General features: G+C 67.3%; 23 protein-coding genes. 10 read left to right on the top strand and 13 right to left on the bottom strand.

Annotated elements, in window-relative coordinates; translation table 11 throughout:
* Window positions 1-185: 185 nt before the first annotated feature.
* Window positions 186-2,579 carry an arylsulfatase gene (locus tag HDA40_RS03560; RefSeq protein ID WP_308197668.1) on the top strand — a complete coding sequence of 798 codons (2,394 nt, stop codon included), beginning with the start codon at window positions 186-188 and terminating at the stop codon, window positions 2,577-2,579.
* Between the two features lie 95 nt (window positions 2,580-2,674).
* On the top strand, window positions 2,675-3,151 hold the full coding sequence (locus HDA40_RS03555; protein ID WP_253751561.1) for an SRPBCC family protein: 477 nt from the start codon (window positions 2,675-2,677) through the stop codon (window positions 3,149-3,151).
* A gap of 16 nt (window positions 3,152-3,167) precedes the next feature.
* Here HDA40_RS03555 and HDA40_RS03550 read toward each other — a convergent pair whose 3' ends face one another.
* Together HDA40_RS03550 and HDA40_RS03545 are read right to left on the bottom strand one after the other, a co-directional pair.
* A complete protein-coding gene (locus HDA40_RS03550; RefSeq protein ID WP_253751558.1) occupies window positions 3,168-3,437 on the bottom strand; it encodes a hypothetical protein in 270 nt (89 codons plus the stop codon).
* A gap of 97 nt (window positions 3,438-3,534) precedes the next feature.
* On the bottom strand, window positions 3,535-4,182 hold the full coding sequence (locus HDA40_RS03545; protein WP_253751555.1) for a TetR/AcrR family transcriptional regulator: 648 nt from the start codon (window positions 4,180-4,182) through the stop codon (window positions 3,535-3,537).
* Between the two features lie 62 nt (window positions 4,183-4,244).
* Between HDA40_RS03545 and HDA40_RS03540 the strand changes: the two genes are divergently transcribed.
* Complete coding sequence (locus tag HDA40_RS03540; protein WP_253751551.1) at window positions 4,245-4,691, top strand: VOC family protein; 447 nt, start codon at window positions 4,245-4,247, stop codon at window positions 4,689-4,691.
* 44 nt (window positions 4,692-4,735) lie between these two features.
* Here the strand turns inward: HDA40_RS03540 and HDA40_RS03535 are convergent, their stop codons facing one another.
* On the bottom strand, window positions 4,736-4,966 hold the full coding sequence (locus HDA40_RS03535; protein WP_253751548.1) for a hypothetical protein: 231 nt from the start codon (window positions 4,964-4,966) through the stop codon (window positions 4,736-4,738).
* An 11-nt stretch (window positions 4,967-4,977) separates the two neighbouring features.
* Window positions 4,978-5,121 (bottom strand): hypothetical protein, encoded by a 144-nt coding sequence (locus HDA40_RS03530; protein ID WP_253751544.1) that lies wholly within the window; start codon window positions 5,119-5,121, stop codon window positions 4,978-4,980.
* 193 nt (window positions 5,122-5,314) lie between these two features.
* On the opposite strand from HDA40_RS03530, the gene HDA40_RS03525 reads away from it, so the two are divergent.
* From HDA40_RS03525 to HDA40_RS03505, 5 genes are all read left to right on the top strand, one after another.
* Window positions 5,315-5,488 carry a hypothetical protein gene (locus tag HDA40_RS03525; protein WP_253751541.1) on the top strand — a complete coding sequence of 58 codons (174 nt, stop codon included), beginning with the start codon at window positions 5,315-5,317 and terminating at the stop codon, window positions 5,486-5,488.
* Between the two features lie 1,468 nt (window positions 5,489-6,956).
* The gene (locus HDA40_RS03520; RefSeq protein ID WP_253751539.1) at window positions 6,957-7,463 is read left to right on the top strand and encodes a hypothetical protein; all 507 of its coding nucleotides are present in this window, start codon (window positions 6,957-6,959) and stop codon (window positions 7,461-7,463) included.
* Window positions 7,464-7,722: 259 nt separating this feature from the next.
* The gene (locus HDA40_RS42440; RefSeq protein WP_372502829.1) at window positions 7,723-8,250 is read left to right on the top strand and encodes a transposase; all 528 of its coding nucleotides are present in this window, start codon (window positions 7,723-7,725) and stop codon (window positions 8,248-8,250) included.
* 676 nt (window positions 8,251-8,926) lie between these two features.
* Window positions 8,927-10,789, top strand: a complete 1,863-nt coding sequence (locus HDA40_RS03510) for a glycoside hydrolase family 15 protein (RefSeq protein WP_253751533.1) — start codon at window positions 8,927-8,929, stop codon at window positions 10,787-10,789.
* 114 nt (window positions 10,790-10,903) lie between these two features.
* Window positions 10,904-11,101 carry a hypothetical protein gene (locus HDA40_RS03505; RefSeq protein ID WP_253751530.1) on the top strand — a complete coding sequence of 66 codons (198 nt, stop codon included), beginning with the start codon at window positions 10,904-10,906 and terminating at the stop codon, window positions 11,099-11,101.
* 83 nt (window positions 11,102-11,184) lie between these two features.
* On the opposite strand, the gene HDA40_RS03500 is transcribed toward HDA40_RS03505, so the two are convergent.
* From HDA40_RS03500 to HDA40_RS03460, 9 genes are all read right to left on the bottom strand, one after another.
* Window positions 11,185-11,715 (bottom strand): hypothetical protein, encoded by a 531-nt coding sequence (locus HDA40_RS03500; RefSeq protein WP_253751527.1) that lies wholly within the window; start codon window positions 11,713-11,715, stop codon window positions 11,185-11,187.
* Between the two features lie 109 nt (window positions 11,716-11,824).
* Window positions 11,825-13,615 carry a bifunctional metallophosphatase/5'-nucleotidase gene (locus HDA40_RS03495; RefSeq protein WP_253751524.1) on the bottom strand — a complete coding sequence of 597 codons (1,791 nt, stop codon included), beginning with the start codon at window positions 13,613-13,615 and terminating at the stop codon, window positions 11,825-11,827.
* Window positions 13,616-13,765: 150 nt separating this feature from the next.
* Window positions 13,766-13,978 (bottom strand): hypothetical protein, encoded by a 213-nt coding sequence (locus HDA40_RS03490; protein ID WP_253751521.1) that lies wholly within the window; start codon window positions 13,976-13,978, stop codon window positions 13,766-13,768.
* Between the two features lie 12 nt (window positions 13,979-13,990).
* Entirely contained in the window at window positions 13,991-15,721 is a 1,731-nt protein-coding gene (locus tag HDA40_RS03485; protein ID WP_253751518.1) for a cation:proton antiporter, read from the bottom strand.
* Between the two features lie 34 nt (window positions 15,722-15,755).
* Complete coding sequence (locus tag HDA40_RS41970; protein WP_253751515.1) at window positions 15,756-17,333, bottom strand: GMC family oxidoreductase; 1,578 nt, start codon at window positions 17,331-17,333, stop codon at window positions 15,756-15,758.
* On the bottom strand, window positions 17,330-19,300 hold the full coding sequence (locus tag HDA40_RS03475) for a glycoside hydrolase family 15 protein (protein ID WP_253751512.1): 1,971 nt from the start codon (window positions 19,298-19,300) through the stop codon (window positions 17,330-17,332). The genes HDA40_RS41970 and HDA40_RS03475 overlap by 4 nt, the downstream gene beginning before the upstream one ends.
* The gene (zwf, locus tag HDA40_RS03470) at window positions 19,297-20,697 is read right to left on the bottom strand and encodes a glucose-6-phosphate dehydrogenase (protein WP_253751509.1); all 1,401 of its coding nucleotides are present in this window, start codon (window positions 20,695-20,697) and stop codon (window positions 19,297-19,299) included. The genes HDA40_RS03475 and zwf overlap by 4 nt, the downstream gene beginning before the upstream one ends.
* 3 nt (window positions 20,698-20,700) lie before the next feature.
* The gene (locus HDA40_RS03465; protein WP_253751506.1) at window positions 20,701-21,999 is read right to left on the bottom strand and encodes an NAD(P)/FAD-dependent oxidoreductase; all 1,299 of its coding nucleotides are present in this window, start codon (window positions 21,997-21,999) and stop codon (window positions 20,701-20,703) included.
* 92 nt (window positions 22,000-22,091) lie between these two features.
* Window positions 22,092-22,742: a hypothetical protein gene (locus HDA40_RS03460; RefSeq protein ID WP_253751503.1), complete on the bottom strand. Its 651-nt coding sequence runs from the start codon at window positions 22,740-22,742 to the stop codon at window positions 22,092-22,094.
* A gap of 71 nt (window positions 22,743-22,813) precedes the next feature.
* Between HDA40_RS03460 and HDA40_RS03455 the strand changes: the two genes are divergently transcribed.
* Both HDA40_RS03455 and cydB read left to right on the top strand, forming a co-directional pair.
* Window positions 22,814-24,205, top strand: a complete 1,392-nt coding sequence (locus HDA40_RS03455) for a cytochrome ubiquinol oxidase subunit I (protein WP_253751501.1) — start codon at window positions 22,814-22,816, stop codon at window positions 24,203-24,205.
* A 7-nt stretch (window positions 24,206-24,212) separates the two neighbouring features.
* Window positions 24,213-25,223, top strand: a complete 1,011-nt coding sequence (gene cydB / locus HDA40_RS03450) for a cytochrome d ubiquinol oxidase subunit II (protein WP_253751498.1) — start codon at window positions 24,213-24,215, stop codon at window positions 25,221-25,223.
* Window positions 25,224-25,234: the final 11 nt, after the last annotated feature.

Raw genomic sequence — 25,234 nt, 5'->3', positions numbered from 1 at the left:
TGGATGGTTCGTCGAGGTGTTTCGACCCGGGATTCACACGTTGTGGGTGAAGCCACCGGCACTCCTGATTGATTGGTTAGGTCCATGCGTCGCGGCGGCAGCGATGCGCGCCGCGGCCGGGTGCCGCGGGCAGCCCGAGCTGCACGAAACGCAACCAACGGGGGTAGATGATGAGCGATCAGCTCGTGGATCGAACGGTCCTGCCGATCCGGCGGCCACCGTTCAGCGGCGTCGTGCGGCGGACGCTGGACGGGTCCGAGCCGGACTGGAGCCAGATCGGGCACACCCGCCCGCCGGAAGGCGCCCCGAATGTGCTGCTGGTGCTGATCGACGACGCGGGCTTCGGCAACCCGAGCGCGTATGGGGGACCGGTGCGGACCCCGAACTTCGACCGCATGGCCACCCAAGGACTCCGGTACAACCGGTTCCATGTGACGGCGCTGTGCTCGCCGACCCGGGCGGCGTTGCTGACCGGCCGCAATCATCACACCGTCGGGTTCGGCTCGGTCGGCGAGTTCTCCGCGGGATTCCCGGGCTACTCGGCGAACCTGCCCAGGGACTGCGCGCCGCTGCCGCGCATCCTGCGGGACAACGGCTACAGCACGGGCGCGTTCGGCAAGTGGCACCTGACGCCGGACGGTCAGCAGGGACCGGCCGGACCGTTCGACCGGTGGCCCAACGCTTGGGGATTCGATCATTTCTGGGGCTTCCTGGGTGGCGAGTCCGGTCAGTTCGACCCGGTGATCACCGAGAACAACAGGACCGTCGGCGTACCTGACGGCAGAGACGGCGAACAGTACTATCTGCCCGACGACATGGCCGACAAGACCATCGAATGGCTGCACGGCATCCGCGCCCAGGATTCGGCCAAACCATGGTTCGCATACTTCTCCACCGGATGCAGCCACGCCCCGCACCACGTGCCGGCCGAGTGGGCCGACCGATACCGGGGACGCTTCGACGGCGGTTGGGACGCGTACCGGGAGGAGACGTTCGCGCGGCAGAAGGAGCTAGGAGTCATTCCGGCGGCCGCGCAGCTCACGCCGCGACCCGATGAGCTTCCGGCCTGGGAGTCGCTCGACGAGGACCGCAAGCGGTACTACGCCCGGCAGATGGAGGTGTACGCCGGATACCAGGAGAACGCGGACTGGAACGTGGGTCGTGTGCTCGCGGCGATCGAGGAGATGGGCGAGCTGGAGGACACTCTGGTCATCTGGATCTGGGGCGACAACGGCGCCAGCATGGAGGGCACCGTCACCGGCTCGTTCAACGAGCTGACGATGCTTAATGGCATCCCGCTGACCGACGAGCAGCAACTGGAGGTCTTGCAGCAGTACGGAGGCCCGCCGATGTGGGGCACTGAGATGATGGCGCCGCACTATTCGGCGGCGTGGGCGTGGGCCGGCAACTGTCCGTTCCAATGGGGCAAGCAGGTCGCCTCGCATCTCGGCGGCACCCGCAACCCGATGGTCGTGCACTGGCCCGCGCGAGTACGCGACCCAGGAGCGCTGCGCTCGCACTTCACCCACGTCATCGACGTCGCTCCGACGGTCCTCGAGATCGCGGGGATCCCACAGCCGACCAAGGTGGACGGCATCCCCCAGGAGCCGATGCACGGCGTGACCTTCGCGGACTCCCTGCACGACGCCGACGCACCAGAACGCCACACGCGTCAGTACTTCGAGATCTTGGGCAACCGGGCCATGTACGCCGACGGCTGGTGGCTGTCGATGCGGATGCCACGCATTCCCTGGGACGCCACGCCGGAGACGCTGCGGCGGTTCGCGCCGGGCGAATGGAACCCGGACGCCGACCCCGTCGAGCTGTACTACCTGCCGGAGGACTTCACGCAGGCATGGGATCTGGCCGAGACACATCCGGAGAAGGTCGCCGAGCTTCGCGAGCTGTTCTGGCAAGAAGCCGAGCGGTTCCGGGTGTTGCCACTGCTGAGCGGATTCTCGGTCTGGTTCGGGATGTTGCCGCCGCTGCCTCAGGTGCCGCAGTACACGTTCTTCGGTGACGTGCAGAACGTGGCGTCGGGAATGATCCCGCGGGTGTACGGCCATTCGTACACGATCAGTGCCGAGCTCGTCATCCCAGCCGGGGGCGCCGAGGGCGTCATCGTCGCCGAGGCCGACCACCTCGGTGGATTCTCGCTGTTCGTGCTCGACGGAAAACTCATGCACACCTACTCGATGATGGGAATGCAGGTGTATCGGCAGGCGGCGGCCGACCCGCTCCCGGCAGGAGAAGTTCAGGTGGCGGTGGTCTTCGCGGCCGACGCAGCAAAGCCGGGCACCGGCGGCCAGATCACCCTGCTGGTCAACGACCGGCCCGTCGGCGGCGGGCGGATGGACAGCACGGTGCCCTTCCGGTTCTCCGGTTATGCCGGCATGGACATCGGCCGCGACAACGGGATGCCGGTGGACCGGATCTACGCCGACCGGTCACCGTTCCCGTTCACCGGCACCGTCAAGAAGGTGGTCTTCGACATCCAGCCGCACGGCGACCTGTCCGCCGAGCATGCCTTGCACGAACATGCGCAGCGGTCGCTCGCCGCGCACGGCATGAACGGCTGACCCGGCGACCGCTCCATGATCGGAGATAGCCGCCGGTCCACGCGAAGGCGCTGCGCCAGTGGGAAGAGGGCTGCGCCATGCGCGGATTGAGTGCCGTGGGCCTTGACTTCATCGACAACGCCGTCACTCGGCATGAGGTCATAGGAACGGTCCGGCTGTCGGCAGATCAGGTGTTCGCCAGCCTCGCGGAGCATCCGGAGCGTTGGCCCGCCTGGTTCGGCATCGCTCGGACCGCCTGGTACGAGGGAGGCCCGCCGTTCGGCGAAGGCACCATTCGGTACCTACGGCTGCGGGGCGGTGTCGTGGCCCGAGAACGGATCCTGGTCTGGGACCGATCGGCCGGCGTCTTCGCGTACCGGGTGGAGGAGACGAACGCACCGGGAGTCAGCGCGATGCTCGAACGATGGACCGTCCACGGATTGTCCAGGGATCGCGTACGGGTCGGTTGGCTCATCGCTATCGATGCGACGGCTCCCGTGCGTACGCTGGTGCGGTGGCGGCGTCCGATCGACGGCTTGTTTCACCGGGCGATGCGGCGGTTGGAGGAGCAAGCGGGCCGGCGACGAACATGACGGCGGCGGCCTGCGGTCAGAGGCCGTCCACGAATCGCTTCGCTTCCCGCATGGACAGACTGGTGTGCTTGTGGACCAGCTGAGCGGCTTGCATGGCCTGCCCGTTGGCCTTGAGCGCTGAGGCCTGGGGCGACCAGGGCTGCGCTTCGATCGCCTCGACCGCCTGCTTGGCGGCCTCGAGGCTGATGCCAGGATGGTGGTCGAAGTAGATCTTGACGGCCTGGATCTTCTTGCGCTGGGCCAGCAGCAGGGTGATGTCGGCGAGCGTCTTCTGATCGAGAGTCACGCGACCGACCTTACTGGACGCCGTCGATATCCGAGCTTGTCCATTGTTGTGGCGCGGGGAAAGCGAGGTCGGCGTTCCCGTGGACCTGCCGAACACTTCAGACGTGGGGCAGTAGTTCGCGTTCGAGCGCTTCGGCGAGCCAGGTGCGGTATCGCCGAGCACTCCAGCCGCGGTGGCGTCGGAGCAGCTGGTGCATGTGCGGCGAGCTGAGCGCGTACAAGATGTCGGCCGCGCTCATCGGGTCCAGGCCCGGCCGCAGTGCACGACGCGCGTCCAGCGCCTGGGCGAAGGCGAGCATGACCTCGTGGTGGGCGCGGGAGCCGGCGTCGGCGGCGGCGCGCATGTCCGGGTCGGCGCCGGCCGCCTCGACGCTGATCATGATGAGGTCTCCGGCGCGGTCCAGCAGGTCGCTGCCGTACGCGACGAAAAGTTCGATCGCCTGCCGGGGATCGTCTGCTTCGTGGGCAACGATGATCTCGGGTCGTTCGGCGACTCGGATCGGCTGCTCGTCGCCGACTGTCGCCACCGCGAGGGTGTGCCCGAACAGCTTCGCCTTCGTGGGGAAGACGTCGTAGAGGGTGCGCTCGCCGACGCCCGCGTCCGCGGCGACCTGCTTCATCGTCGTGGCGGTGAAACCTTGGGTCGTGAACAGTCGTCCGGCGGCTTCGCGGATGCGCTCACGGGTGACAGCAGCAGCGGCAGCGCGTGCTGGGGACCGATAGGGCCTCTTGACGGGTTCGGCCATGAGGCGCATTCTACAGATATTAACCGCAGTTGTACTGCACCCAATTGGCTCGGGGGTACGCGATGACCACGCCCGTCCTGTCCGGCATTCACCACATCAAGATCCCGGTCACCGACCTGGCTCGCTCGGTGGCCTGGTATGGCCAGGTCTTCGGGTTCCAGACGACGATCGAATTTCCCGATGCCGACGGCGTCGCCCGCGGAGTCGCCGGCACCGCGCCCGGGTTGGGCGAAACGATGATCGCCTTCCGGGTGAACCCGACGGCTGCCGAAGGATGTCAGGGCTTCGATCCGGTCAGCTTCGCCGTCGACGGCAAGGACGACATCGAAGCCTGGGCCGCCCGGCTCGACGAGCTGGGCGTGCGCCGCTCGCCGGTGATCGAGGCGTCGATCGGATGGCTGCTGGTCTTCGACGATCCGGATGGTCTGACGCTGCACCTGTACTCGTGGGCCGAACACGGTATCGACCAGTCACACCGACCCGGGTACGGCCGACCGGCGGCTCACTGAGCCAGAGCCGCGATCCCGCAAGACGGGCCCGGTCAACCCTTCGATCAAACGGCGACAGTTGCCGGACGGCCGTCATGCGGCCGGGCGCCAGAGTGGCGGTGAGCAATGCGCCGATCGCGTCGCCCAGGATGCCGGCATCGGCTCGGGAACAGCACCCGCCAGATCGTGGTCTTACCCGGCGCGGGTAAGGGGCCGCGCCGGCCCGCATGCAGGTCGGCGAGGATCTCGGCGGGAACGTCGGCGATCCAGCCGGCGATCGCGGTATCGCCGGTCATCCCGGCCACGGTCAGCTGCGGTTCAACCAGTTCTGGTTCGCGTGGTTGACCCCTGCCCCCTGCCCCATGCCCACGGCGAGGTCGACGTGTTTCCGCTGCTTGACGTGGTCGAGCAGGGCGACGGCCCGCCCATCTTCCCCGAGACCGAGTCGCATCGCCGGTTCCACTCCCAGTTGCGGTGCATCGCCGGCTCCAGGGCACAGGGAACGGCCACCTGACTCATCTGCGCCTGTCACCGGACCGAGGCCGGTTGAGGTCTGGTTCGACGATCAACTTGTCGACATCGACCCACAGATCCGCGAGCACCCCTCCACCTTCGTGAAGCTCGACCTCACCTACAGCGCATACATGGACGCCCTGCTTGCCACCAAGGGTGCCCGCGGCTGGGGGCTTCTGTTCGCTGACATCGACCTCACCCACCGCAGTCTCCAGACCACCGTGACGGATCTGCGCAGCATGCTCGACGTCTTCCCCAGCCTGTTTCCCGACCACGACTTCACGCCTTTCCGGGAACGCCTGTAATCGGCCAGCACCCCGACGGCCTACCTCAGTCAACGCATGCTGACCATGCCCGGAGCACTCACCTGTGACCGCCAGAACTCGGCTTAGATGATCAAGGTGCTAGCAATCGACTAAGAAAGTCAGAGCCGACCTGCTCTAGCAACTGGGTAGAGCAACTGATCGAGGGGCGACGTCACCGGCTGACATTCGGGGCGGGTCGTCCACGCTCGGCCTAACCAGATGATCTAGGAACGGCCGTGGCCCGATACATGACCACCCGGCACGAGCAGACCGTAGATCTGATCGAACCCAGCGGCAGCGGACTGTCTACTCCCGGTCCAGCTGCGGTGTGGGACTTCTTACTAATAGTCCGCAGCTGAGGTGCTCTCGGCATCTCTGGCCATCGATCGTGCATACAGTCGGAGCGGGCAGGCTGTGGCTCTTGGCGGAGTCGAGCGGCGGTGCCGACCACACGTTGAGCGTACGTGCGCCGGATGGCGCATTATCTGCCCCGAGGCTGTCGCAGTGTCTACAGCATTTTTACTGTCATTTGTTTGTGAGGCCCGCGCCGCTGGCACCGTTCCCCGGCAATACAGAGATCTGGGCGTCGGCAGCTCGCTGGGACTCGCCCGGTGAACCCCGTGTGTTGAGCGTGTGTGCGACCGACGCAGCACGAGTCCGCGAAGAATCAAGCACCGGAGCCGCCAGCTACCGTCGCCACGACTGTGCGAGGTCGATACTCCACTTGATGAGGTGCCGGGGTTTCGGGATGAGCTGGCGGACTGGCACAAGTTGTCGACGGTAGCTCGGACTGCGCTGGTCGGGCAGCAGGACGTACTCAGTCCTAATCGGATAGAGATTGACAGGGTTCCGTCCGGGGGAGCTGATGCTGTCAGCCGCGTTGTTGCGGTCCACATTGACCACCACCGGGTCGGCTGGCGCGAGCGAGCGGGCGAGCGGCCTGCCGTCCGGAGAGGTGGCCATATGGGGTACGGGGTATCGGGTCACGGTGTTGAAGCCTTGGCGCGGTGGGCATTGGGAGCCTCTATGGATCGCACACCAGCGGTCCCTTCGGCGTTCGGGTCGCGCGGCGTCGAAGGCCGGCGAACGTTTCGGCGCGACTGAGCAGGTCGACTGATCAGGAGGCAGCGTAGGGCAGGTCCTGACGAGTGTTGAGACGCCGCAGGTGTCCCTCCGGTTGGAACCATTCGTGGGGACAGGAACGCCTGCGGCGGCCCGGCAAGCATTGACATAAATGTGTAAGATCACTAATATGTGAGCACGACCTGAAACGGGGGAGTTTCATGTGGGCCGCATTATGCCTTTCGGCTTAGTTCATCGGTACATGATGGACAACGTTGCTCGAATTTCCCCTTTCTTGGTGTGCGTTTCTGCTGATCAGGACCCTTAAGTAGAGGAGGTCGGGGTCAGCGCCTAGCGGCGTCAGCGGTGACGGTCCAGCATCAGCCATCAGTTGAAAGGGGACACCGTGCCCAACCGTAGTGTTCGTCATCTACCGGCCGGAAGTGCGGCAAAAAAGTGGCTCGCGAAGTTGTTTGTCGTTGGGCTCGCGTGCGCATTCGCCGCGCTACTCAACCCCGCGCCTGCCGCAGCGGCCGGCGCCGAAATCTCACGCGAGATCTTTCTCGCGGCTGACGCCGGCACGTATGGCGGGACTGTCAATATGCTTGCGACGCCACGTCGCATTTACATAGCCGCAGGTGACTACCTGTGGGAGGAGGATGTAGTCAACGTTTACACGGCCAGCGGGCACATCGAGCGCAACATCTATCTCGCTGCTGGCTACTACAAGTGGAACTGCCAGATCAGCGTCTGGGATAGCGATGAATATTGGACGTCTTGCTCATTGACTCAGGAGAGCTCAGGCGGAATCGCATACCTGACAACCATCTTCTTCAGGGTTGGCGCGGATAATACATACAACGGTATTGCAGGCGACTGGGTCACGTGGTACAGCTACTTGACCCCGCAGTAAGTTTAGTGCTCGGTAAAGGATCGGGTCAGCGGGGCTGATCCGCCTTGAAGGTGAGGAATCCGAATCGGTCTCGGTGTGTGACGCGGACACGAGGAAGGGCCTTCGGGTACGGCTGTGGTTGTCGAAGCCATGCCTCCCGAAGGCCCTACCGTGTCTTTCTATCTGGTTTGCGGCCAGGCTGCTGTGCCCCCGCTGCCGGGCGCAGAGCGCCCGCCCACGATCCGCCCGCGCCGCTATCCCTCAGACCGTCTGACACCGAGTGGCAGCTCATCGCCGCGTTCCTGCCCGCCAGCGGCACCGGCGACCATGGCAGTCGCCCGGTCACCTAGCCGCGCCGCGACATCGTCGACGCGATCCGCTACAACAGCTGCGTTTGGCGTGCCCTGCCCGCGACTTCCCGCCGCAGCCGACGGCCTCCTACTATTTTCTGGACCTGGGCCCGCGACGGCACCTCACCCGCCTCCATGACAGACTACGCGAACAGATCCGCCTCGCTGAAGGCCGCAACGCAACCCCGACAGCAGCGATCATGGACTCGCATTCGGTGCGCGCGGCCGAGATCGTCGCCAAGTCCAGCTGCGGCTACGACGCCGGCACGAAAATCATCGGCCGCAAGCGCCACATCGTCGTGGACAGCACCGGCCTGCTGCTGATCATCATGGTCACCACCGGTTCCGTTCAGGACCGCGACGCAGCACGCGCCGTGCTATGCGCCCTACGAACCTGCTTCACCGGCGTGCTCAAGGTCTGGGCCGACGCCGGATGCGCCGGCCAACTCGTCGACTAGGCCACCGACACTCTCGGCCTGGCCGTGGAGATCGTTCGCAAGTTGGCTGACCAGCTCGGTTCCGGGTCCTGCACCGTAGGCGGGTCGTGGAGAGGACCCTGTCGTGGATCACCCGCAGCCGACGCACCGTCCGCGACTACGAGCGCCATCCCGAGCACCACGCCGCGATGGTCCATGGGCCATGACCCGGCGCCACCGCACCGGCCGAATCCATGCCGCCGCCAGCACAGACTGACCTTCCACTGCCTAGAACGAAAGAGTCTGCTCAGCCGGACTGCCGCTTCACCTCGATCTCGGCAGGCGCTGATGACCGCATTCGATGACTCGGCGTCACCGTCGACGACCCCTGGTAGAAGCCCTCGTCGATATCCGCGGTGACATTCTCTTGCCGGCCCCCGCGATCATCGGCATTCACCCAATACCGGGCGGTGAAGGCCGGTTCGTCGCCGACTAGACGATCCCACAACGCCTGTGGATCTTCAGCCCGGTGGCCTGGGCGAATCCACGCAGCCCAGGTCCGGGGCATGGGACAATGAACCATTGCCGTGGGTGGCGGGACGACGTGGTCGTGGCGTGGCCGCCCTGGTCGCTGCGCGGTTCCGCGCAAGATCGATCTGCCGGACATCGCCGAACTCAGACAGCTGGTGGGGTGCGGATCAGGATGAAGACGCTGCAGATGACGGAGGCGGAGCGGGCGGTCGGCACCGGGGATTATGTCCCGATCGCCGAGCATGGCCTGATCGGCAACCTGCGTACGGCGGCGCTCGCCGACACCTCCGGAGCCATCAGCTGGTACTGCCCCGGACGCTTCGACGCGCCCAGCGTGTTCGCGAGCCTGCTCGATCCCGATCGCGGCGGACTGTTCCGGATCGCGCCGATCGGAGAGGAGTGGACGGCACGTCAGCTGTATCTGCCCGACTCGGCGGTGCTGGTGACCCGGTTCCTCGGCGAGCAGGGGGTCGCCGAGGTCGTCGACTTCATGCCCGTCACCGGCCGCGCGACCGACACGATGGATCTGCTGGTCCGGATGGTCCGGGTGGTACGCGGCGAGGTGCGCCTGGACGTGCGGTGCGCTCCCCGGTTCGACTACGGCCGGGCCGACCATGTGCTGGCGCACGACGGTGAGTCTGCGGTCTTCCGGGCCAGCGGCCGTGCGGTACGCATCGACAGCGACCGGAAGCTGATCCCCGACGGCGACGACATCACCACGGTTCTGGACATGGCCGCCGGTGAGGAGGCGTGGTTCGCCGTGAGCGGTGGTGTCGACGAGCAGGTTCCCCGTCGCGTGACCGCCGCCGAGGTCGACGGCCGGTATCGCTCGACCCTCGACTGGTGGCACCGCTGGGTGAGCGCGAGCACCTACCGAGGGCGGTGGCGTGAGACGATCATGCGCTCGGCGATCACGCTCAAGCTGCTCACCTACAGCCCCACCGGGGCACTCGTCGCCGCACCCACGGCCGGGCTGCCCGAGCAGATAGGCGGTGAGCGCAACTGGGACTACCGGTACGCGTGGATCCGCGACGCGAGCCTGTCCGTGCACGCGCTGCTGCGTCTCGGGTATGTCGACGAGGCCCGGCGGCTGTTCCGGTGGCTGTCGGCCCGCCCCGGCGGCGTCGGCGGCGCCAACGGCGGCCCGCTGCAGATCATGTACCGGGTCGACGGCTCGTCCGACCTCGACGAGCACACGCTCAGCCATCTCGACGGGTATCGGAGTTCACGGCCGGTCCGGATCGGCAACGGCGCCGCGCATCAGCTTCAGCTCGACATCTACGGCGAGATGCTCGACGCGATCTGGACGGCGTACAAGGGCGGCGCGGGCCGGCTGGGCACCAGCGGCTGGGAACGGCTGTGCCGGCTCGCCGACTGGGTGGCGGCCCATTGGGACCAGCCCGACGAAGGCATCTGGGAAACCCGGGGCGGGCGCAAACACTTCGTGTACGCCAGGGTGATGTCGTGGGTCGCCCTCGACCGGACGATCCGCCTGGCACGAGAACTGGGCTGGCCGGCCGAGACGACGGGCTGGACGGCGGCCCGCGACGAGATCCACAAGCAGGTCATGTCCCAGGGCTGGAATCCGCAGCGGCAGTCGTTCGTGCAGGCGTACGGCAGCGATGTGCTGGACGCCGCGCTCCTGGTCATGCCGCTGGTCGGCTTCATCTCCGACACCGAGCCCAAATGGCTGTCCACCCTGGACGCGATCGGCGACGCGCTGGTCTCCGACAGCCTCGTCTACCGCTACGACCCGCTCGCGTCCCCCGACGGCCTGCTCGGCCACGAGGGAACGTTCTCGATGTGCACCTTCTGGTACGTCGAGACGCTCGCCCGCGCCGGCCGGCTAGCGGATGCGCGGTTCGTGTTCGAGAAGATGCTGACCTACGGCAACCACGTCGGGCTGTACGCCGAGGAGTTGGGCCTGCACGGTGAGCATCTCGGCAACTTCCCGCAGGCGTTCACCCATCTCGCACTGATCAACGCCGCGATCACACTGAACGACTTCCTCGACATGCCCGACGAGCGGCGGCCAGCCGAGCTGGCGTAACGGACGCCGATCGGCGTCCAGGGCATCGCGATCGCGAACGTCCAAGGACGAGCGAACAGCTTCGCCTGGAACGAGATCGACGCTGTCGGCGTACTGCGCTAGAAGCAGAACATCGTGTTCCGCAGCGGCTCGGCGCGGGTCGCCCAACTGCTGCCCCCGATGCGCCCGGGTGTCCCGGTGTACCTGCCGATCTCGCTGGTGTACGTCGAGGCACCGGACGACGAGGTGATCGACGCGCTGCGCTACTTCGGCGGGCAGCGGTTCGTCGGTGTCGACCTGGCGAACAACGCGCTGGACGGCTATCGCGGCTGACGAGTGCGAGGGCGGTCTGTCGGCGGTTGATCCAGCCTGCCTTGCGCCAGCCCGGCGACGCCGGTCAAGGCCCTCAACGGGAGTCACCGGTACACCGCGACTACGTACGCCTCCGGCCGCTGCTCGCCTCGATGGATCGAAACGCTCAGCTGCACGCGTTCCGACGGGCTCGCAGCATAGGCGGCGTCGCTGGAGCTGACGGCCCAGCCGTACTCAGCGGGTACGAAGACGGCGGGAGTCCAAGCCGCCGCCGACTGCAGCCGGTTGTCCCGGAGAAACTCGTCCAGGCAGGTCGGCGACGTGTCGAAGCGGAGATAGAGCGAACCCATCGAGCCCATGTCCTCATGGTTGCCCCACCGCAGATGCTGAACGTCGCACGGAAGCTTCACGCTGTATCGGGGCAGGAGATCATCCTCCAGGTCTCCACCGCCGTACGTGATGTGAAGCGCCTCGTCTTTGCGCGGGTACTCCCGCGGGTCGTCCGACCGGATCGAGGGTGAGAACTGGCTGAGCGCACCCCAGCAGCACAGAGCGGCGACGCCAACCAGGGCAACTGCGCCCGCGAGAACCGGGGACCAAGGCTTTCGTTCAGCTGGGGCCTCGGGCTCGCTCATCACCAGAGTCTACGAGGATCTTGCAGCCGAGGGCGGATGCGCTCGCCAACCGAGAGCTTCACGCGGTGGCCGGGCGCTCGTCGAACGCCCGGCCCCCACATAGGTCTGATCAGAAGACCGGTACGCCTTCGCGCACCAGCCGCCAGTTCGGCGTGAAGAAGTCGGCCGGGTCGATGGCGCCCTTGGCCTGCGCCCAGTCGATGAGCAGCTGGCGGATCTCCTGCTGCTCGTTGTAGACCTGGGTCTTCACGACGCCGGGGAAGTTGCCGCCGCCGCTGCGCCGGTAGTTGTTCACCGCGATGACGAACTGGTCGCCGTCGGCCACCGGGGTGTCGGTGCCCCCGTGGGTCAGCTTGGTGATGCGCTGCCCGACCGGCTTGCTGATGTCGATGTCGTAGTCGACGCCGGACAGGGTGTCGTAGTTGTAGTCCGGCACGGTCGACTCGTTGATCGTCTCCGGGTCGACCGCCGCGCCGACAGCGAGCGTGCGGAAGTATTTCGCCGAGTACTCCAGGTACGCCCGCACCTCGGCGCCGCTGATCAGCACGGCTTCCAGGGTGTTGTCGTAGATGTAGAGCCCGGCGACGTCCTTGATCTTCACGTCGCCGGCCGGGAAGACCGCGGTCCGGCTGAAGGGGGCCGCGATCGACAGCACCGGCAGGGTGGCGTACTGGGTGCTCGCCAGAGCCGTCGCGACCGTGTCGGTCTGGACCTTGTTGATGTAGTCCAGGATCGCGGTGTCCTTGTACCGGGACTCAGCCGCCGACAACTCGACCACCGACCGGGCCACTACCTGGTTCACGTACGCGACGGTCTTGTTGTGCTGGGCGCGTACCGCGGCGAGCACCGCGGGGTCCTCGACGACCGTGTTGGTGTTGAGCATGGTGGACTGCTTGCTCGTGATGCGCCACTCGCCCTGGTCGCGGCTCAGCGTGAAGTCCATCCGGGTGAGCCGCTGGCCCCACTTCGACGGCTCGGACAGCAGGACCTGCTCGCCGCTGATGTCGTTGGTGACGAAGCGCTGCACGACCTCGTTATGCGCATGGCCGAACAGGATCGCGTCGATGCCGGGCACCTGCTGAGCGATCAGCGCGGCCGGGTTCTCGTTCGGCAGCTCCGGGCCGTAGCTGGAGGTGCCGCTGTCGCCGCCGTGCGCGGAGACCAGGACGATGTCGGCGCCGCGCGCCCGCATGATCGGCACCCACTTCAGGGCGGTCGCGACCATGTCCTTGAAGACGAGTTTGCCCTCGACGTTGCCCCGGTCCCAGATGGCCACACCCGGGTTGGTCAGGCCGAGGATGCCGACCCGCAGCGTCGGCGCGCCCTTGCCGAGATCGACTTTCTTGATCACGTACGGCAGGAACGCCGGCTGGCCGGTGGCGGCGTCGACGGCGTTGGCCGCGAGCGCGGGGAAGCCGAGCTGGCGGATCCACAGGTCCAGCAGCGGCAGGCCGTAGTTGAACTCGTGGTTGCCCAGCGTGACGGCGTCGTAGTCGATGATGTTCATCGACCGGGCCATCGGATGCGTCTCACCCGTGGTGGTGATCGGCTCCTGCTTGGCGTAGAACGTCGCCAGCGGGGTGCCCTGGATCGTGTCGCCGGCGTCGAGCACCAGCGTGGCCTTGCCCCGCCGCTCGGCCCGGATCTGGTTGACCAGCGTGGCCAGCTTCGCTACGCCGACGTCGTTGTGCGCGCTGTCGTCGTATTCCTTGTCCTTGTAGTAGTCCCAGTTGTAGACGTTGCCGTGGAGGTCCGACGTGCCGAGCAGGGTGAGGTCCCAGCTCTTGGTCTTCGACGAATCGGCGTACGCGGGGGCCGCGCCGACGAGGGGGGCCGCGGCGACCGCCGCGGCGGCGGCGAGAACCTGGCGCCGGGACGTGCCAGTGGGGGGAGTCTGCATTGCGCGCCTTTCCTTGTCGATCTTCGCGCTGAGAGCGCTATCGCACCCTAACGAGCGATCAAAGGGCCCGCGACCTCGGCCTCGATCCGTCATCGCCCGGTCACCGCCCGGCCGGGCGCGGTTAACGCGGGTACGCCACCGACGCGACCCCTAACCTGAGACGGTTTCCGCCTCGGGTTCCTCGTCGGGGATCGATTCGCGCGCCACGAACTTCACGTCGGGCTCGGAGGCTGGGTTGATCCAGGCTCGCATCGACAAGACCGGCGAGAAGGCGTTGGGCTCGGCGGCGAAGGTCTGGCGGGCGCCGGCGAAGTCGGGGTTGGCGATCCCGATGGACAGGCTCGGCCAGTCGACCGTGGTCACGCCGTGATCATGTCAGGCGGGGTCGGCGAGCAGGATGACGGTGTCGCCCGGCTGCGCCTCCGGTACGCCGTCGTGCGTCACCGGGTGAAGACTGCCGTCTTGGCGTACGCGGAACAGCGGTTCGCCGGCTGTGGCGTCGACGGTGATGCGCTGGCCTTGTGCGTACCGCTGGATGATGCTGTCGCGGGTGAGGCCGGGACCGAACAGCGCGGGCCCGCCGCCCGCGGACACTGCTTCGGTGTCTTGAGCGGGAGCGAGCCGGTAGACCGGGCCCTCGACGGAGCCTTGGAGCAGGGTGGCCGCGAGGTTGTTGAAATCGTCCTCGTCGGTGAGGAGCAGGACGGCCGTGACGCCCTCGATCTGCGCGGCCGGGTCGTTGACGTCGGAGAGCAGCTCGCCGGGGGCCAGTTCGAGGTCGGCGTCGCGGATGGCCTGCCGTTCGGTGTGGCGGCCTGCCCACAGCACGACCTCCAGCCCGAGGTGGCGCAGCGTGCGGGCCAGGTCGAGGACCCAGGCTTGGCCGCCGACGAGCAGGGGACGGCTCTGGGCGGTCCGGATGACTTTCAGGAGGCGGGCGGCGGGGGCGGCGGTGAGCCCGTAGAGGGTGACGGTCATGACGATGACGAGGAAGGTCGCGGGAAGGATCTTGTCGGCACCGGCGAATCCCTGACTGACCAGCGACGGCCCGAACGTGGCGGCGGTGGCGGCCGCGACGATGCCTCGGGGCGCCATCCAGCCGATGAAGGCCCGTTGCCGGGTGGGCACGTCCGTGCGCAGGGTCGACAGGTACGCCACCAGCGGCCGAACCACCAGCACGAGCCCAGCGGTGACGCCGAGGACCGGCAGCACCAGCCCGCGAAGCGATGCCGGGGTGACGGTCGCGGAGATCGCGACGAACAGCACGCCGATGATGAGTTGGACGAGGGTCTCGAAGAACGGCTGGCGGCCGGAGATGTCGAACGCTTTGATGTTGGCCAGGGCCAGGCCCATGACGACGGCCGCGAACAGGCCGCTGTCGTCGCGGATGGCGTCGCAGACGGCGGCGACGCCGATGACGACAGCCAGCTGCGCCAAGGTGCCCAGGGTCTCGCCGAGCCGCAGCCGGTTCAGCGCCAGCCACAGCAGGCCGGTGCCGACGGCCGCGCCGAGCAGGCCGAGCAGGAGACTGGCGCTGAAGTGGGCCAGGCCCGCGATCACCCGGTCCTCACGGCCCGCGACGACACCGTGGAACACCAGCGCGCCGAGGATGCCGCCGATCGGATCGACTAGCGAGCCCTCCCAGGCCAGGATGTGCTGGAGCCGGTCGGCCGGGCGTACGTGGTTCAGCAGCGGGCCGACGACGGTCGGCCCGCTCACCACGAGGATCGCGCCGATCATCAGCGCGGCCTGGCTGGACATGCCCAGCAGCCACGCGGTCAGCAGCGCGCCACACGCCCCGGTGAGTGGCACGCCGATGATCAGCAGCCGCCGGACCACCCGCCGTTTGTGGCCCTGTAACCGGCTCAAGGACAGGGCGCGGCCGGCGTCGTAGAGGATCACTGCCACCGCGAGCGACACCAGCGGCTGATACGCGCTGCCGAGCAGCTTCTGTGGATTGACGACGTCGGTCAGGGCGCCGGCCACGAAGCCGCTCGGCAGCAGGACGATGAGCGCCGGAATGTGCACCCGGGACGCGAGGATCTGCGACCCGACCGCGAGGACGAGGATCAGAGCCACGCCGAGCAGGACTTGATCGGTCGTCACGTCGGGCCCCTCGCGACTCGCGCCGGCGGTTCGTCTACGCGGCGGTGGCCGTCGCCGCCGACACGCCCATGCGGGCCAGCAGGTGGTCTCCGACGCGCAGCGCGTTGGCCATCGCCGTCAGCGCCGGGTTCACCGCGCCGATGCTCGGGAAGAAGCTGGTGTCCACGACGTACAGGTTGTCCAGCTCATGCGCCTTGCAATCGGCGTCGAGCACCGACGTCTCCGGGTCGTTGCCGAACCGGCAGGTGCCGGCCTGGTGCGCCACCCCGGCGATCGGGATGTCGGTCTTCATGTACGCGAACCGGTGCGCGAGATGGTCCTCATGCATGCCGAGGTGCTTGAGCATCGACTTGAGCTGGTGGTAGAGCCGGTCGGCGGCGGTGCTGTTCGACGGCTGGTACGTCAGCTTCACCTGCCCGTCGGAGGTGAGCGTCACCCGGTTGTCCGGCATCGGCAGGTCCTCGGTCGACAGCCAGAAGTCCACGGCGTGGTTGGCGACGTCGTTGAGGCTGAACTTGGGCGCGAACTTGGTCTCCAACGGCTTCTCGCCCCGATACATGGCCGGCCGCGACTTGCCGATCATCTGGATGTTGCCCATCGGGAAGTCGAAACCGGGACCCGAGAAGTAGAAGTCGTTGACTCCCAGCGTCTTCTGGAAGACCGTCGGGTTGGGCTCCCGCGACAGCGCCAGCACCGCCTGGCTGTCGTGATACATGTAGTTGCGGCCGACTTGGTCCGACCCGTTGGCCAGACCATTGGGATGCTTGTCAGTGACCGAGCGCAACAGCAGCTTCGCCGTGTTGGCCGCGCCGCACGCGACGACGACGATGTGACCCTGGTAGCGCTCTTCCTGACCCTCGTGCTCCACGATCACGGTCGTCACCGTCCGGCCGCTCGGGTCCGTCTCCAGGCGTACGGCCTCGGCGTTGGTCAGCATCTCCACATTCGGCTGCGTCAGCGCCGGGCGTACGCCGAACACCTCGGCGTCGGACTTGGCATGCAGCGGACAAGGGAACCCGTCGCAGCTGTCGCATTTGACGCAGACGCTGTACGGCCGATTCGACTCGGTCAGTCGGACGCCGCAGGGCGCGTGGAACGGATGCAGCCCGGCGGCGGCCAGGTCGTCGGCCAGCTGCTGGATCCGCGGCTCGTGCGCGACGGGCGGGAAGGCGTACGGAGCGCTGGCGGGTGGTTCGGTCGGATCCTCGCCCCGGCTGCCGTGCACCTGGTACATCTGCTCGGCGGCGGTGTAGTACGGCTCCATGTCGGCATAGCTGATCGGCCACGCCGGCGAGATCCCGTCGTGATGCTGCACGATGCCGAAGTCCTTCTCGCGCAGGCGATACAGGGCCGCGCCGTAGAGCTTCGTCGCACCGCCGACGTAGTAGTGCACCTGCGGCTGGAAGGCTTTGCCCTTGTGGTCGTACCAGGTGTCGGGCGAGATGTAGCGGTTGTCGACGAACACCGCGGCGTCGTCCCAGTTATCGGGTTCGCGAGGCAGCCAGGAGCCGCGTTCCAACAGCAGGATCTTCTTACCCGACGGCGCGAGTTTCGCGGCGAGCGTGCCGCCGCCGGCGCCGCTGCCCACGATGATGACGTCATAGATGTTCACGAGATCTCCTGGACTATCTCAGAAAGGATGATGCGCCCGGCGGCCTCGATGAGAGCCAGGTGGGAGAAAGCCTGCGGGAAGTTGCCGAGGTGCCGCCCGGTTTCGGTGTCGAACTCCTCGGCGTACAGGCCCAGCGGTGAGGCGATGCGCAGCAGCTTCTCCATGAGATCGCGAGCACGCTGCGTCTCGCCGATGGTGGCCAGCCCCGACACGAGCCAGAACGAGCAGATGAGGAACGTGCCCTCCTTGCCCGACATGCCGTCGTCGGTCTCGTCCGTCCGGTACCGCAGGACGAACCCGGCCTCGGTCAGATCCTCCGAGATCGCCTCGACCGTGGCGCGCAGCCGCTCGTCGCTCGGCGGCAGGAAGTTGAACATGGCGGCTAGCAGGGTCGAGGCGTCCAGCGCGTCGGTGTCATAGTGCTGACGCAGCACGCCCTTGTCGGACACCCCACGGCTCAGGATGTCCGCGCGGATCTCCTCGGCCGTCTCATGCCACTGCGCGGCCAGCTTCGGATCGCCGCGTACGTCGGCCAGCTGCGCGGCCCGGTCGAGCGCCACCCAGCACATCAGCTTCGACGAGACGTAGTGCTTGGGATCGCCGCGCGCCTCCCAGATGCCCTGGTCGGGATTGCGCCAGACCTTGCTCGCGCACTCGGCCTGGGACTGCACGATCGGCCACAGCCGCCGGGGCAGACGCTGACTGCGGCGGGTGTGCATCAGGATCGAGTCCAGCACCGCGCCGTAGACGTCGTTCTGCTTCTGGTTGTACGCGGCGTTGCCGACGCGTACCGGGGCCGCGCCGGCGTACCCGGTCAGGTGGTCCAGGAAGGACTCGGGCAGTTCCCGGCGGCCGTCGATGCCGTACATGATCTGCAGCGAGCCGTCGTCGGCCGGTTCGAGGTCGGCGACGAACTGCATGAACTCGTCGGCCTCCCAGTCCATGTTGAGCCAGTGCAGCGCTTGCAACGTGAACGTGGTGTCGCGGATCCAGGTGTAGCGGTAGTCCCAGTTCCGCTCGCCGCCGGGCGTTTCCGGCAGCGACGTCGTCAGCGCGGCGACCGTCGCGCCCGTCGGCATGTAGGTCAAGCCCTTGACGGTGAGCGCCGACCGTTGCAGCATCTCCCGCCAGCGATGGTCGGGGATGCGGGAGTTGGCCAGCCAGGCTCGCCAGAAGTGACCGGTGGCGTCGAGGCGCGCGGTCGCCTCGGCGTAGTCGGGTGGGGTGTAGCCGTCCTCCCGCCAGGACAAGGCGCAGAAGGTCCCCTGGCCTTCCTCCAGCACATGCCGGCCACGGACGCGGTCGCCTTCCACGCCGAGCTTCATGTCCGAGCCCAGTCGCATCCGGAAACCGGTCCCGTCGGCCTCGGCCACCTTGAGGTTGTCCCCGACCAACTGCCAGGTGGCCGGCTCGCGGCCGTAGTTGAGCACCGGCTCGCAGATGAGCTCGACCTCCACCCGGCCGCTGATGCACACCGCTGTGCGTACCAGCAGGTGGTCGGCATCCTCGTCGACCGGTGGCCGGGTGTGCGGCGTGCTCTTGTCCTCCTCGTGCCGCGGATAGATCGTCAGCGCGTCACGGACCAGCAGCCAGCCGGTCGGCGTACGCCAGGTCGTGGTGAGCACATGCGAACCCGGCTCGTACTGGCGGGCCACCGGATGGTGGATGCCGTACGGGCCGAACCGGAAGTTGCCCGCGCCGCGGTCGAGCAGGCTGCCGAAGATGCTCGGCGAGTCGAACCTGGGCACGCACATCCAGTCCACCGAGCCGTCCGGTGCGACGAGCGCGCCGGTGTGGCAGTTGGACAGGAAGGCGTAGTCCTCGATCGGCGGGAACGGCGACGGCGCGGCGGCACTCTGCGGTCCCGTGTCGGCGTGGACGCCGGCCCGCTTGATCTTCGGTTCGTTCTTGGGCTTCGTCCCCGTCGCCGTCTTGGCGGCCTGCGTACGCTCTTCGACAGTCGTCATTTCGCACCCCACGGTGTGTGCCAGCCGCCGAAGTCGGCGACGAGTCGATCCGCCGCGTCCGGGCCCATGCTTCCCGGGGCGTACGGGTGGACGGGCGGTGGGGCGTCGAGCAGCGGCTGCATGATCCGCCACGTCTCCTCGACGCCGTCCTGCCGGGTGAACCGGGTGCTGTCGCCCACCATCGCCGCGTGCAGGAGGACTTCGTAGGGCGTCGGGCCCTCGCCGCCCTGCTGGCTGAACTCGACGTCGGCGGTGACCGGCTGCGGTCCGGACGCGTCGCCTCGCCGGCCCTGGAACCGGAACCGCACACCGGTGGTCGGGTCGAGCTTGACGACCAGCTGGTCGGCTTCGGGCGAATGGTCGATCGGCAGGTCCAGGCCGAGCTTGGGCGGCCGCTTGAACACGATCCGGAACTCCGTCTGCGTCAGCGCGAGGCTCTTGCCCGTACGCAGGAAGAACGGAACCCCGGACCACCGCCAGTTGTCGATGTCGAGCCGCAGAGCGGCATACGTCTCGGTGCTGGAACCCGGTGCGACGCCCTTGACGGACTGGTAGCCGTCGTACTGGCCGCGGACGTAGTGCGCCGGATCGGCGGTGACGACGGCTTTCCACAGCGCCGTCTGTGCGTTCTTGAGCGTGTCGGGGTCGCGGCCGGCCGGCGCGTCCATCGCGCCCGCCGACAGCAGCTGCATCAGGTGGTTGACCACCACGTCGCGCAACGCGCCGACCGGATCGTAGAAGTGGCCGCGATCGGCGACGCCGAAGTCCTCGGCCATGGTGATCTGCACGCACTCGACGAAGTTGCGGCTCCACACCGGTTCGAACAGCGAGTTGGCGAACCGGAGGAAGATCAGCTCCTCCATGCCCATCTTGCCGAGGAAGTGGTCGATGCGGTACAGCTGCGGCTCCGGGACCCACTGGTGCAGTTCGGCGGCGAGCTGCTTGGCGGAGGCGAGGTCATGGCCGAACGGCTTCTCCACGACCACCCGACCGTCGCGGATGATGTCGGCCTTGGCCAGGTTCTGGATCACCATGCCGAACAGCGACGGCGGGGTCTCCAGGTAGTACACCGGCGTACGCGCTTCGCCGACGGCCTTGGCGATGTGCGCGTAGGTGTCCGGCTGGGAGAAGTCACCGGCCTGGTAGGACATCCGGCCGAGGAGGCGGTCGAACACCTCCTCGTCGATCTTCTCGCCGCCGCCGGCCACGTCCTGCCCTTCGATCGCCGCGCGGGCGTGGTCGCGCAGGTCCTGTTGGGTCCAGTCGTCGACGGCGACGCCGACGATGGGGCAGTCGAGCAGGCCCCGCGCCTCCAGGCGGTACAAGGAATGGAAAGTCATCACCTTGGCCAGGTCGCCGGTGATGCCGAAGATGACGAAGACCTCGGCGTTGCCCATAGCTCAGCCCTTCTGATTCCAGTCGATGCGCGGCATGTCGATGCGCGACGGCTCCAGCAGCGACGCCGTCCGGTGGTGCGGGCGGACGTAGAAGTCCTCGGCCCAGGCGAGGAAGGCCTTCAGCTCGGCGCCGATGTTGCCCAGGAGTTCGGCGTGCACGCCGAGCCAGGCGGCGAAGGCGACGCGTCCCTGGATCTCGTGCCGGTGCGCGCCCATCTCGGCGACCGCCGCCTTGCGACCGATCATCGCCATGATTCCCTTGTCGCGGTAATGGAACGGCCGGGCCGGTTGCCCCTTCGTCAGCAGCAGGATGTTCTCGCCGGCCCAGCGGCCCGCCTGCTGCGCGACGCTGCCGAGCTGCGGCAGGACCTCGTCGCCGTACGGGATGTTGGCCAGATCGCCCAGTGCGAAGACCTTCGGGTGTCCGGGCACCGTGAGGTCCGGCTCCACGTCGATCCGCCCGCCGCGGCCTTGCGCCAGCCCAGCCGCGCCGGCGATCTCGGCGGCCTGCTCGCCGCCGCCCCACACGACCAGACGCGTCTTGAGGACCGTCCCGTCGCCCAGCTCCACCTGATCGGCGTCGACTTGTTTCACTGGTACGCCCAGGCGCAGCTTCACCCCACGGCGCTGTAGTTGGCGCGCCGCATAGGAGCCGGCCTCGTCCGAGAAGCCCGACAGGAGGCTGTGCCCGAGATCCACCAGGATGACCTGAGCAGCCCCGGGCGGAACGTCCGGATACACGTGCGGCATCACGTCGTGCACGAGCTCCGACAGCGCTCCGGCCGTCTCGACGCCGGTCGGCCCGCCGCCGACGATGACGAACGTCAGCGCGCCGTCCTCGATCAGCTCCGGTTTGGCGGACACGTCGTCGAACAGCTGGACGATCCGGCCGCGTACGTGGCGGGCGTCCTCGACGCTGTAGAGCGGGAAGGCGTGCTCGGCGGCGCCGGGCGTATGGAAGAAGTTCGGGCGGGCACCGGCGGCCAGCACGATGTAGTCGGCCGCGACCGTTTCGCCACCGTCGAGCGAAAGCGTCATCGCGTCCGGATCGACGCCGACGACCTCCGCCCTGCGTACCCGCACGGCGTCTTTGCCGTGGAAGAGACGGGCGAGATCGAACCGGATGTCCTCGAAGGTCAGTTCGGCCGTGGCCACCTGATACAGCAAGGGCTGAAACTGGTGGTATCCGGCGCGATCGAACAGTTCCACGTTGATGCCGGGCTCACCGGCTAAGCGCTTGGCGCAGGCGACTCCGGCGAATCCGCCGCCGACGATCGCCACCTTGGTGGTTTTCGCGTCCATGAGATCCCCGTGATGTGTGTCGGGGGCCTTAGCCCACCCGGCAATTCTGCCGGGGTGGACGGGGTCGGCGGCGCGAAAGGAGAAAGTCTCTCCTACTTGGGTCTTTCCGAGCTGTTGAGACAGTTGGCCGGGGTGTCGTCACCGGCGACGACGAAGTCCTGGCAGGTGACGACATGATTGTTGAACTGACCCGTGAGCACGCCCGCGATGGCCACCACGACCACGATGCCGGCGCTGGCCAGGCGCAGGCGCAGCGTCGACAGCTCGAAGTACTCCGGCGCGACGATGCGCGCCACTACCCACATCGTGATCGGCAGTGTCACGAGGACGAGCCCGATCAGCACGGAATCGATGATGTGATAGGCGGTGTGCCAGTGTCCGCCGATCGGGACGATCAGACGCCAGGCGACCCAGATGACCGGAACCGCGAGGATTGTCAGCATCCACCGCCGCACGGTCAGGTGTCTGCGTAGAACCACCGCGCCGAGCAGAAGGACCGCGCAGACCACGAAGATCTGCAACAGCCGGTAGTAGAAGACCGTGTGGTACGCCCCGAGCGAGAACGCCAGATCCCAGACCACCAGCGAGACGGCGATGGTCGTGGCGAAGAATCCGCGCAGTTCGCCGGGGCGTCCGTCGGGGTGGCGGAATCCGGTCAGCAGATCGTCCTCCACGGCGGGGTGGTATTTGACGGGCGGCGGGAGCATGCCGCCGTTGCGTGCGTCGCCGGGATTGCGGGACATCCTGCCGGACCCTTTCGCGAGTCTTCATCCAATTCAACCTTTAAGTCCGCTTAGTCCATCATACTGAGCCGATGTCGAACGTAGATCTCGCGCGAGTGCAGTTCGCGATGACGTCGATCTACCACTTCCTGTTCGTGCCGGTGACGATCGGACTCGCGTTTCTGACCGCCGTGCTGCAAACCGTGTGGCACCGGAAGGGTGAGGCGGCGTACCTGCGGCTGACGAAGTTCTTCGGGACGCTGCTGATCATCAACGTCGCCGTCGGCGTGGTCACCGGGCTGGTCCAGGAGTTCCAGTTCGGCATGAACTGGTCGGCCTACTCCCGGCTGGTCGGCGACGTCTTCGGCGCTCCGCTGGCCATGGAGGGACTGGCCGCCTTCTTCCTCGAGGCGACCTTCCTCGGCGTCTGGATCTTCGGCTGGGACAAGCTGCCGCGCCGCCTGCACCTCGCGACGATCTGGCTGGTCGCCCTCGGCGCCGCAGGGTCGGCCGCCTTCATCATGGCCGCGAACTCCTGGATGCAACACCCGGTCGGCTACCAGACCAATCCCACCACCGGCCGGCCCCAGCTCAACGACATCTGGGCGGTGATGACCAACCCGGTCTTCCTCTGGGGGTACGCCCACGTGCTGCTCGCCGCGCTCGCGACCGCGGCGGTCGTCATGCTCGCCGTGTCGGCTTGGCACCTGCGCAAGAAGTCCCATGTGGAAGTCTTCGCCCGCTCGGCGAAGCTGTCCCTGGCGGTCCTCGTCCCGACGATGTTCCTGGCCATGTTCGTCGGCAGTGAACTGGGCGTCGTCGAGGCGAAGTATCAGCCCATGAAGATCGCGGCCGCCGAGGCGCAATGGGAGACCTGCCAGCCGTGCTCGTTCTCGGCATTCCAGATCGGCGGCGGCAACAACGACCAGAACCCCACCAAGATCATCGCGATCCCGCACCTGCTGTCGCTGCTGGCCACCAACACCTGGAACGGCCAGGTCATCGGGCTCAACGAGGTCAACGCCCAGTATCAGCAGCAGTACGGCCCAGGCAACTATGTGCCGAACGTGTTCATTCAGTACTGGTCGATGCGGGTGATGGCGTACGCGGCCTCGCTGGTCCTCCTGCTCGGGCTGTGGGGTTTGTGGCTGATCCACCGCAACAAACTGGAGACGTCCCGTCGCTTCCTCTGGCTGGCGGTGTGGTCGGTGCTCCTGCCGTTCGCCATGAACACCGCAGGTTGGCTGCTGACCGAGAACGGCCGCCAGCCGTGGATCGTGCAAGGCATCATGCGCACGTCCGACGGGGTGTCCCCGTCGGTGGGCACCACCTCGATCGTGATCAGCCTCATCGTGTTCTTCCTGCTCTACCTCGTGCTCGCGATCGTCGACCTCGTCCTGATGCTGCGGTACGCCCGGCGCGAACTGCCCCCGGCCCCCGCCGAGCCGGTAGACGAGCCGCCCGTCCCCGTCGGGATCCAGTGAGGCAACCATGACCCTGGTCAACGTCTGGTTCATTCTCATCGCGGTGCTGTGGACCGGGTTCTTCGTCCTGGAAGGATTCGACTTCGGCGTCGGCATCCTGCACCGGTACCTGTCCCGCGACGAGCCCGACCGGCTCACGATCATCAACACGATCGGCCCGCTGTGGGACGGCAACGAGGTGTGGCTGGTCGTCGCGGGAGCCGCCATGTTCGCGGCCTTCCCCGGCTGGTACTCCACCATGTTCTCGGCGTACTACCTGGCACTGGCGCTGATCCTCGTCGCCCTGATCCTGCGCGGGGTGTCCTTCGAATTCCGGGGCCGCGATCAGAGCCCCCGCTGGCGTACGAGGTGGAGCATCCTGCTGACGGCCGGCAGCATCGTCGCGCCACTGCTGCTCGGCGTGGCGCTCGGCGGCCTGCTGCACGGCCTGCCGATCGGTGCGGACCAGGAGTACACGGGCGACTTCCTCGACCTGCTCAAGCCGTACCCGCTCTATGTCGGCGTCACGCTGCTGGCGCTGTGTGTGCTGCACGGTGCGACCTTCATCGCCCTGAAGACGACCGGCGGCGTACGCGACCGGGCCAAGCGCCTGGCCCGCCAGGTCGCCCCGTTCGTGGCCGCCATCGTGGCCGTCTACGCCATCTGGACGCACATCGTCGCCGACAAGGGCGTCCTGCCGAACCCGATCGAGATCGCGGCCATCCTCGCCGTGATCGCCGCGGCCTGGTTCGCCGGGCAGGGCCGCGACGGCTGGGCGTTCACCCTGACGACCTTCGTCATGGCCGCCGTCGTCGTCTCGATCTTCACCGAACTGTTCCCGCGCGTCATGGTCTCGACCGAAGGCGCCGCGACCGATCTGACCATCTCGAACACGGCGTCGGGCAGCTACACGCTCAAGCTGATGACGGTCATCTTCATCCTCATCTTCCCGGTGGTGGCGGCCTACCAGGCGTGGACCTACCACACGTTCCGGCAGCGGCTGAGCCGCACCGAATTCGAGAACGCCACCGAGGAGTGACCGGTCTGGGC

Origin of the sequence: Hamadaea flava (assembly GCF_024172085.1) — a bacterium.
Lineage (GTDB): Bacteria > Actinomycetota > Actinomycetes > Mycobacteriales > Micromonosporaceae > Hamadaea > Hamadaea flava.
This window is presented reverse-complemented; position numbering and strand designations above follow the sequence as displayed.

Bases quoted from the DNA above. Each gene is read 5' to 3' on its own strand.
- HDA40_RS03545 (WP_253751555.1), bottom strand. From the start codon at position 4,182: ATGGCCGAACCCGTCAAGAGGCCCTATCGGTCCCCAGCACGCGCTGCC.
- HDA40_RS03540 (WP_253751551.1), top strand. From the start codon at position 4,245: ATGACCACGCCCGTCCTGTCCGGCATTCACCACATCAAGATCCCGGTC.
- HDA40_RS03535 (WP_253751548.1), bottom strand. From the start codon at position 4,966: ATGACCGGCGATACCGCGATCGCCGGCTGGATCGCCGACGTTCCCGCC.
- HDA40_RS03530 (WP_253751544.1), bottom strand. From the start codon at position 5,121: ATGCGACTCGGTCTCGGGGAAGATGGGCGGGCCGTCGCCCTGCTCGAC.
- HDA40_RS03525 (WP_253751541.1), top strand. From the start codon at position 5,315: ATGGACGCCCTGCTTGCCACCAAGGGTGCCCGCGGCTGGGGGCTTCTG.
- HDA40_RS03510 (WP_253751533.1), top strand. From the start codon at position 8,927: ATGACGGAGGCGGAGCGGGCGGTCGGCACCGGGGATTATGTCCCGATC.
- HDA40_RS03500 (WP_253751527.1), bottom strand. From the start codon at position 11,715: ATGAGCGAGCCCGAGGCCCCAGCTGAACGAAAGCCTTGGTCCCCGGTT.
- HDA40_RS03495 (WP_253751524.1), bottom strand. From the start codon at position 13,615: ATGCAGACTCCCCCCACTGGCACGTCCCGGCGCCAGGTTCTCGCCGCC.
- HDA40_RS03475 (WP_253751512.1), bottom strand. From the start codon at position 19,300: ATGACGACTGTCGAAGAGCGTACGCAGGCCGCCAAGACGGCGACGGGG.
- zwf (WP_253751509.1), bottom strand. From the start codon at position 20,697: ATGGGCAACGCCGAGGTCTTCGTCATCTTCGGCATCACCGGCGACCTG.
- HDA40_RS03465 (WP_253751506.1), bottom strand. From the start codon at position 21,999: ATGGACGCGAAAACCACCAAGGTGGCGATCGTCGGCGGCGGATTCGCC.
- HDA40_RS03460 (WP_253751503.1), bottom strand. From the start codon at position 22,742: ATGTCCCGCAATCCCGGCGACGCACGCAACGGCGGCATGCTCCCGCCG.
- HDA40_RS03455 (WP_253751501.1), top strand. From the start codon at position 22,814: ATGTCGAACGTAGATCTCGCGCGAGTGCAGTTCGCGATGACGTCGATC.
- cydB (WP_253751498.1), top strand. From the start codon at position 24,213: ATGACCCTGGTCAACGTCTGGTTCATTCTCATCGCGGTGCTGTGGACC.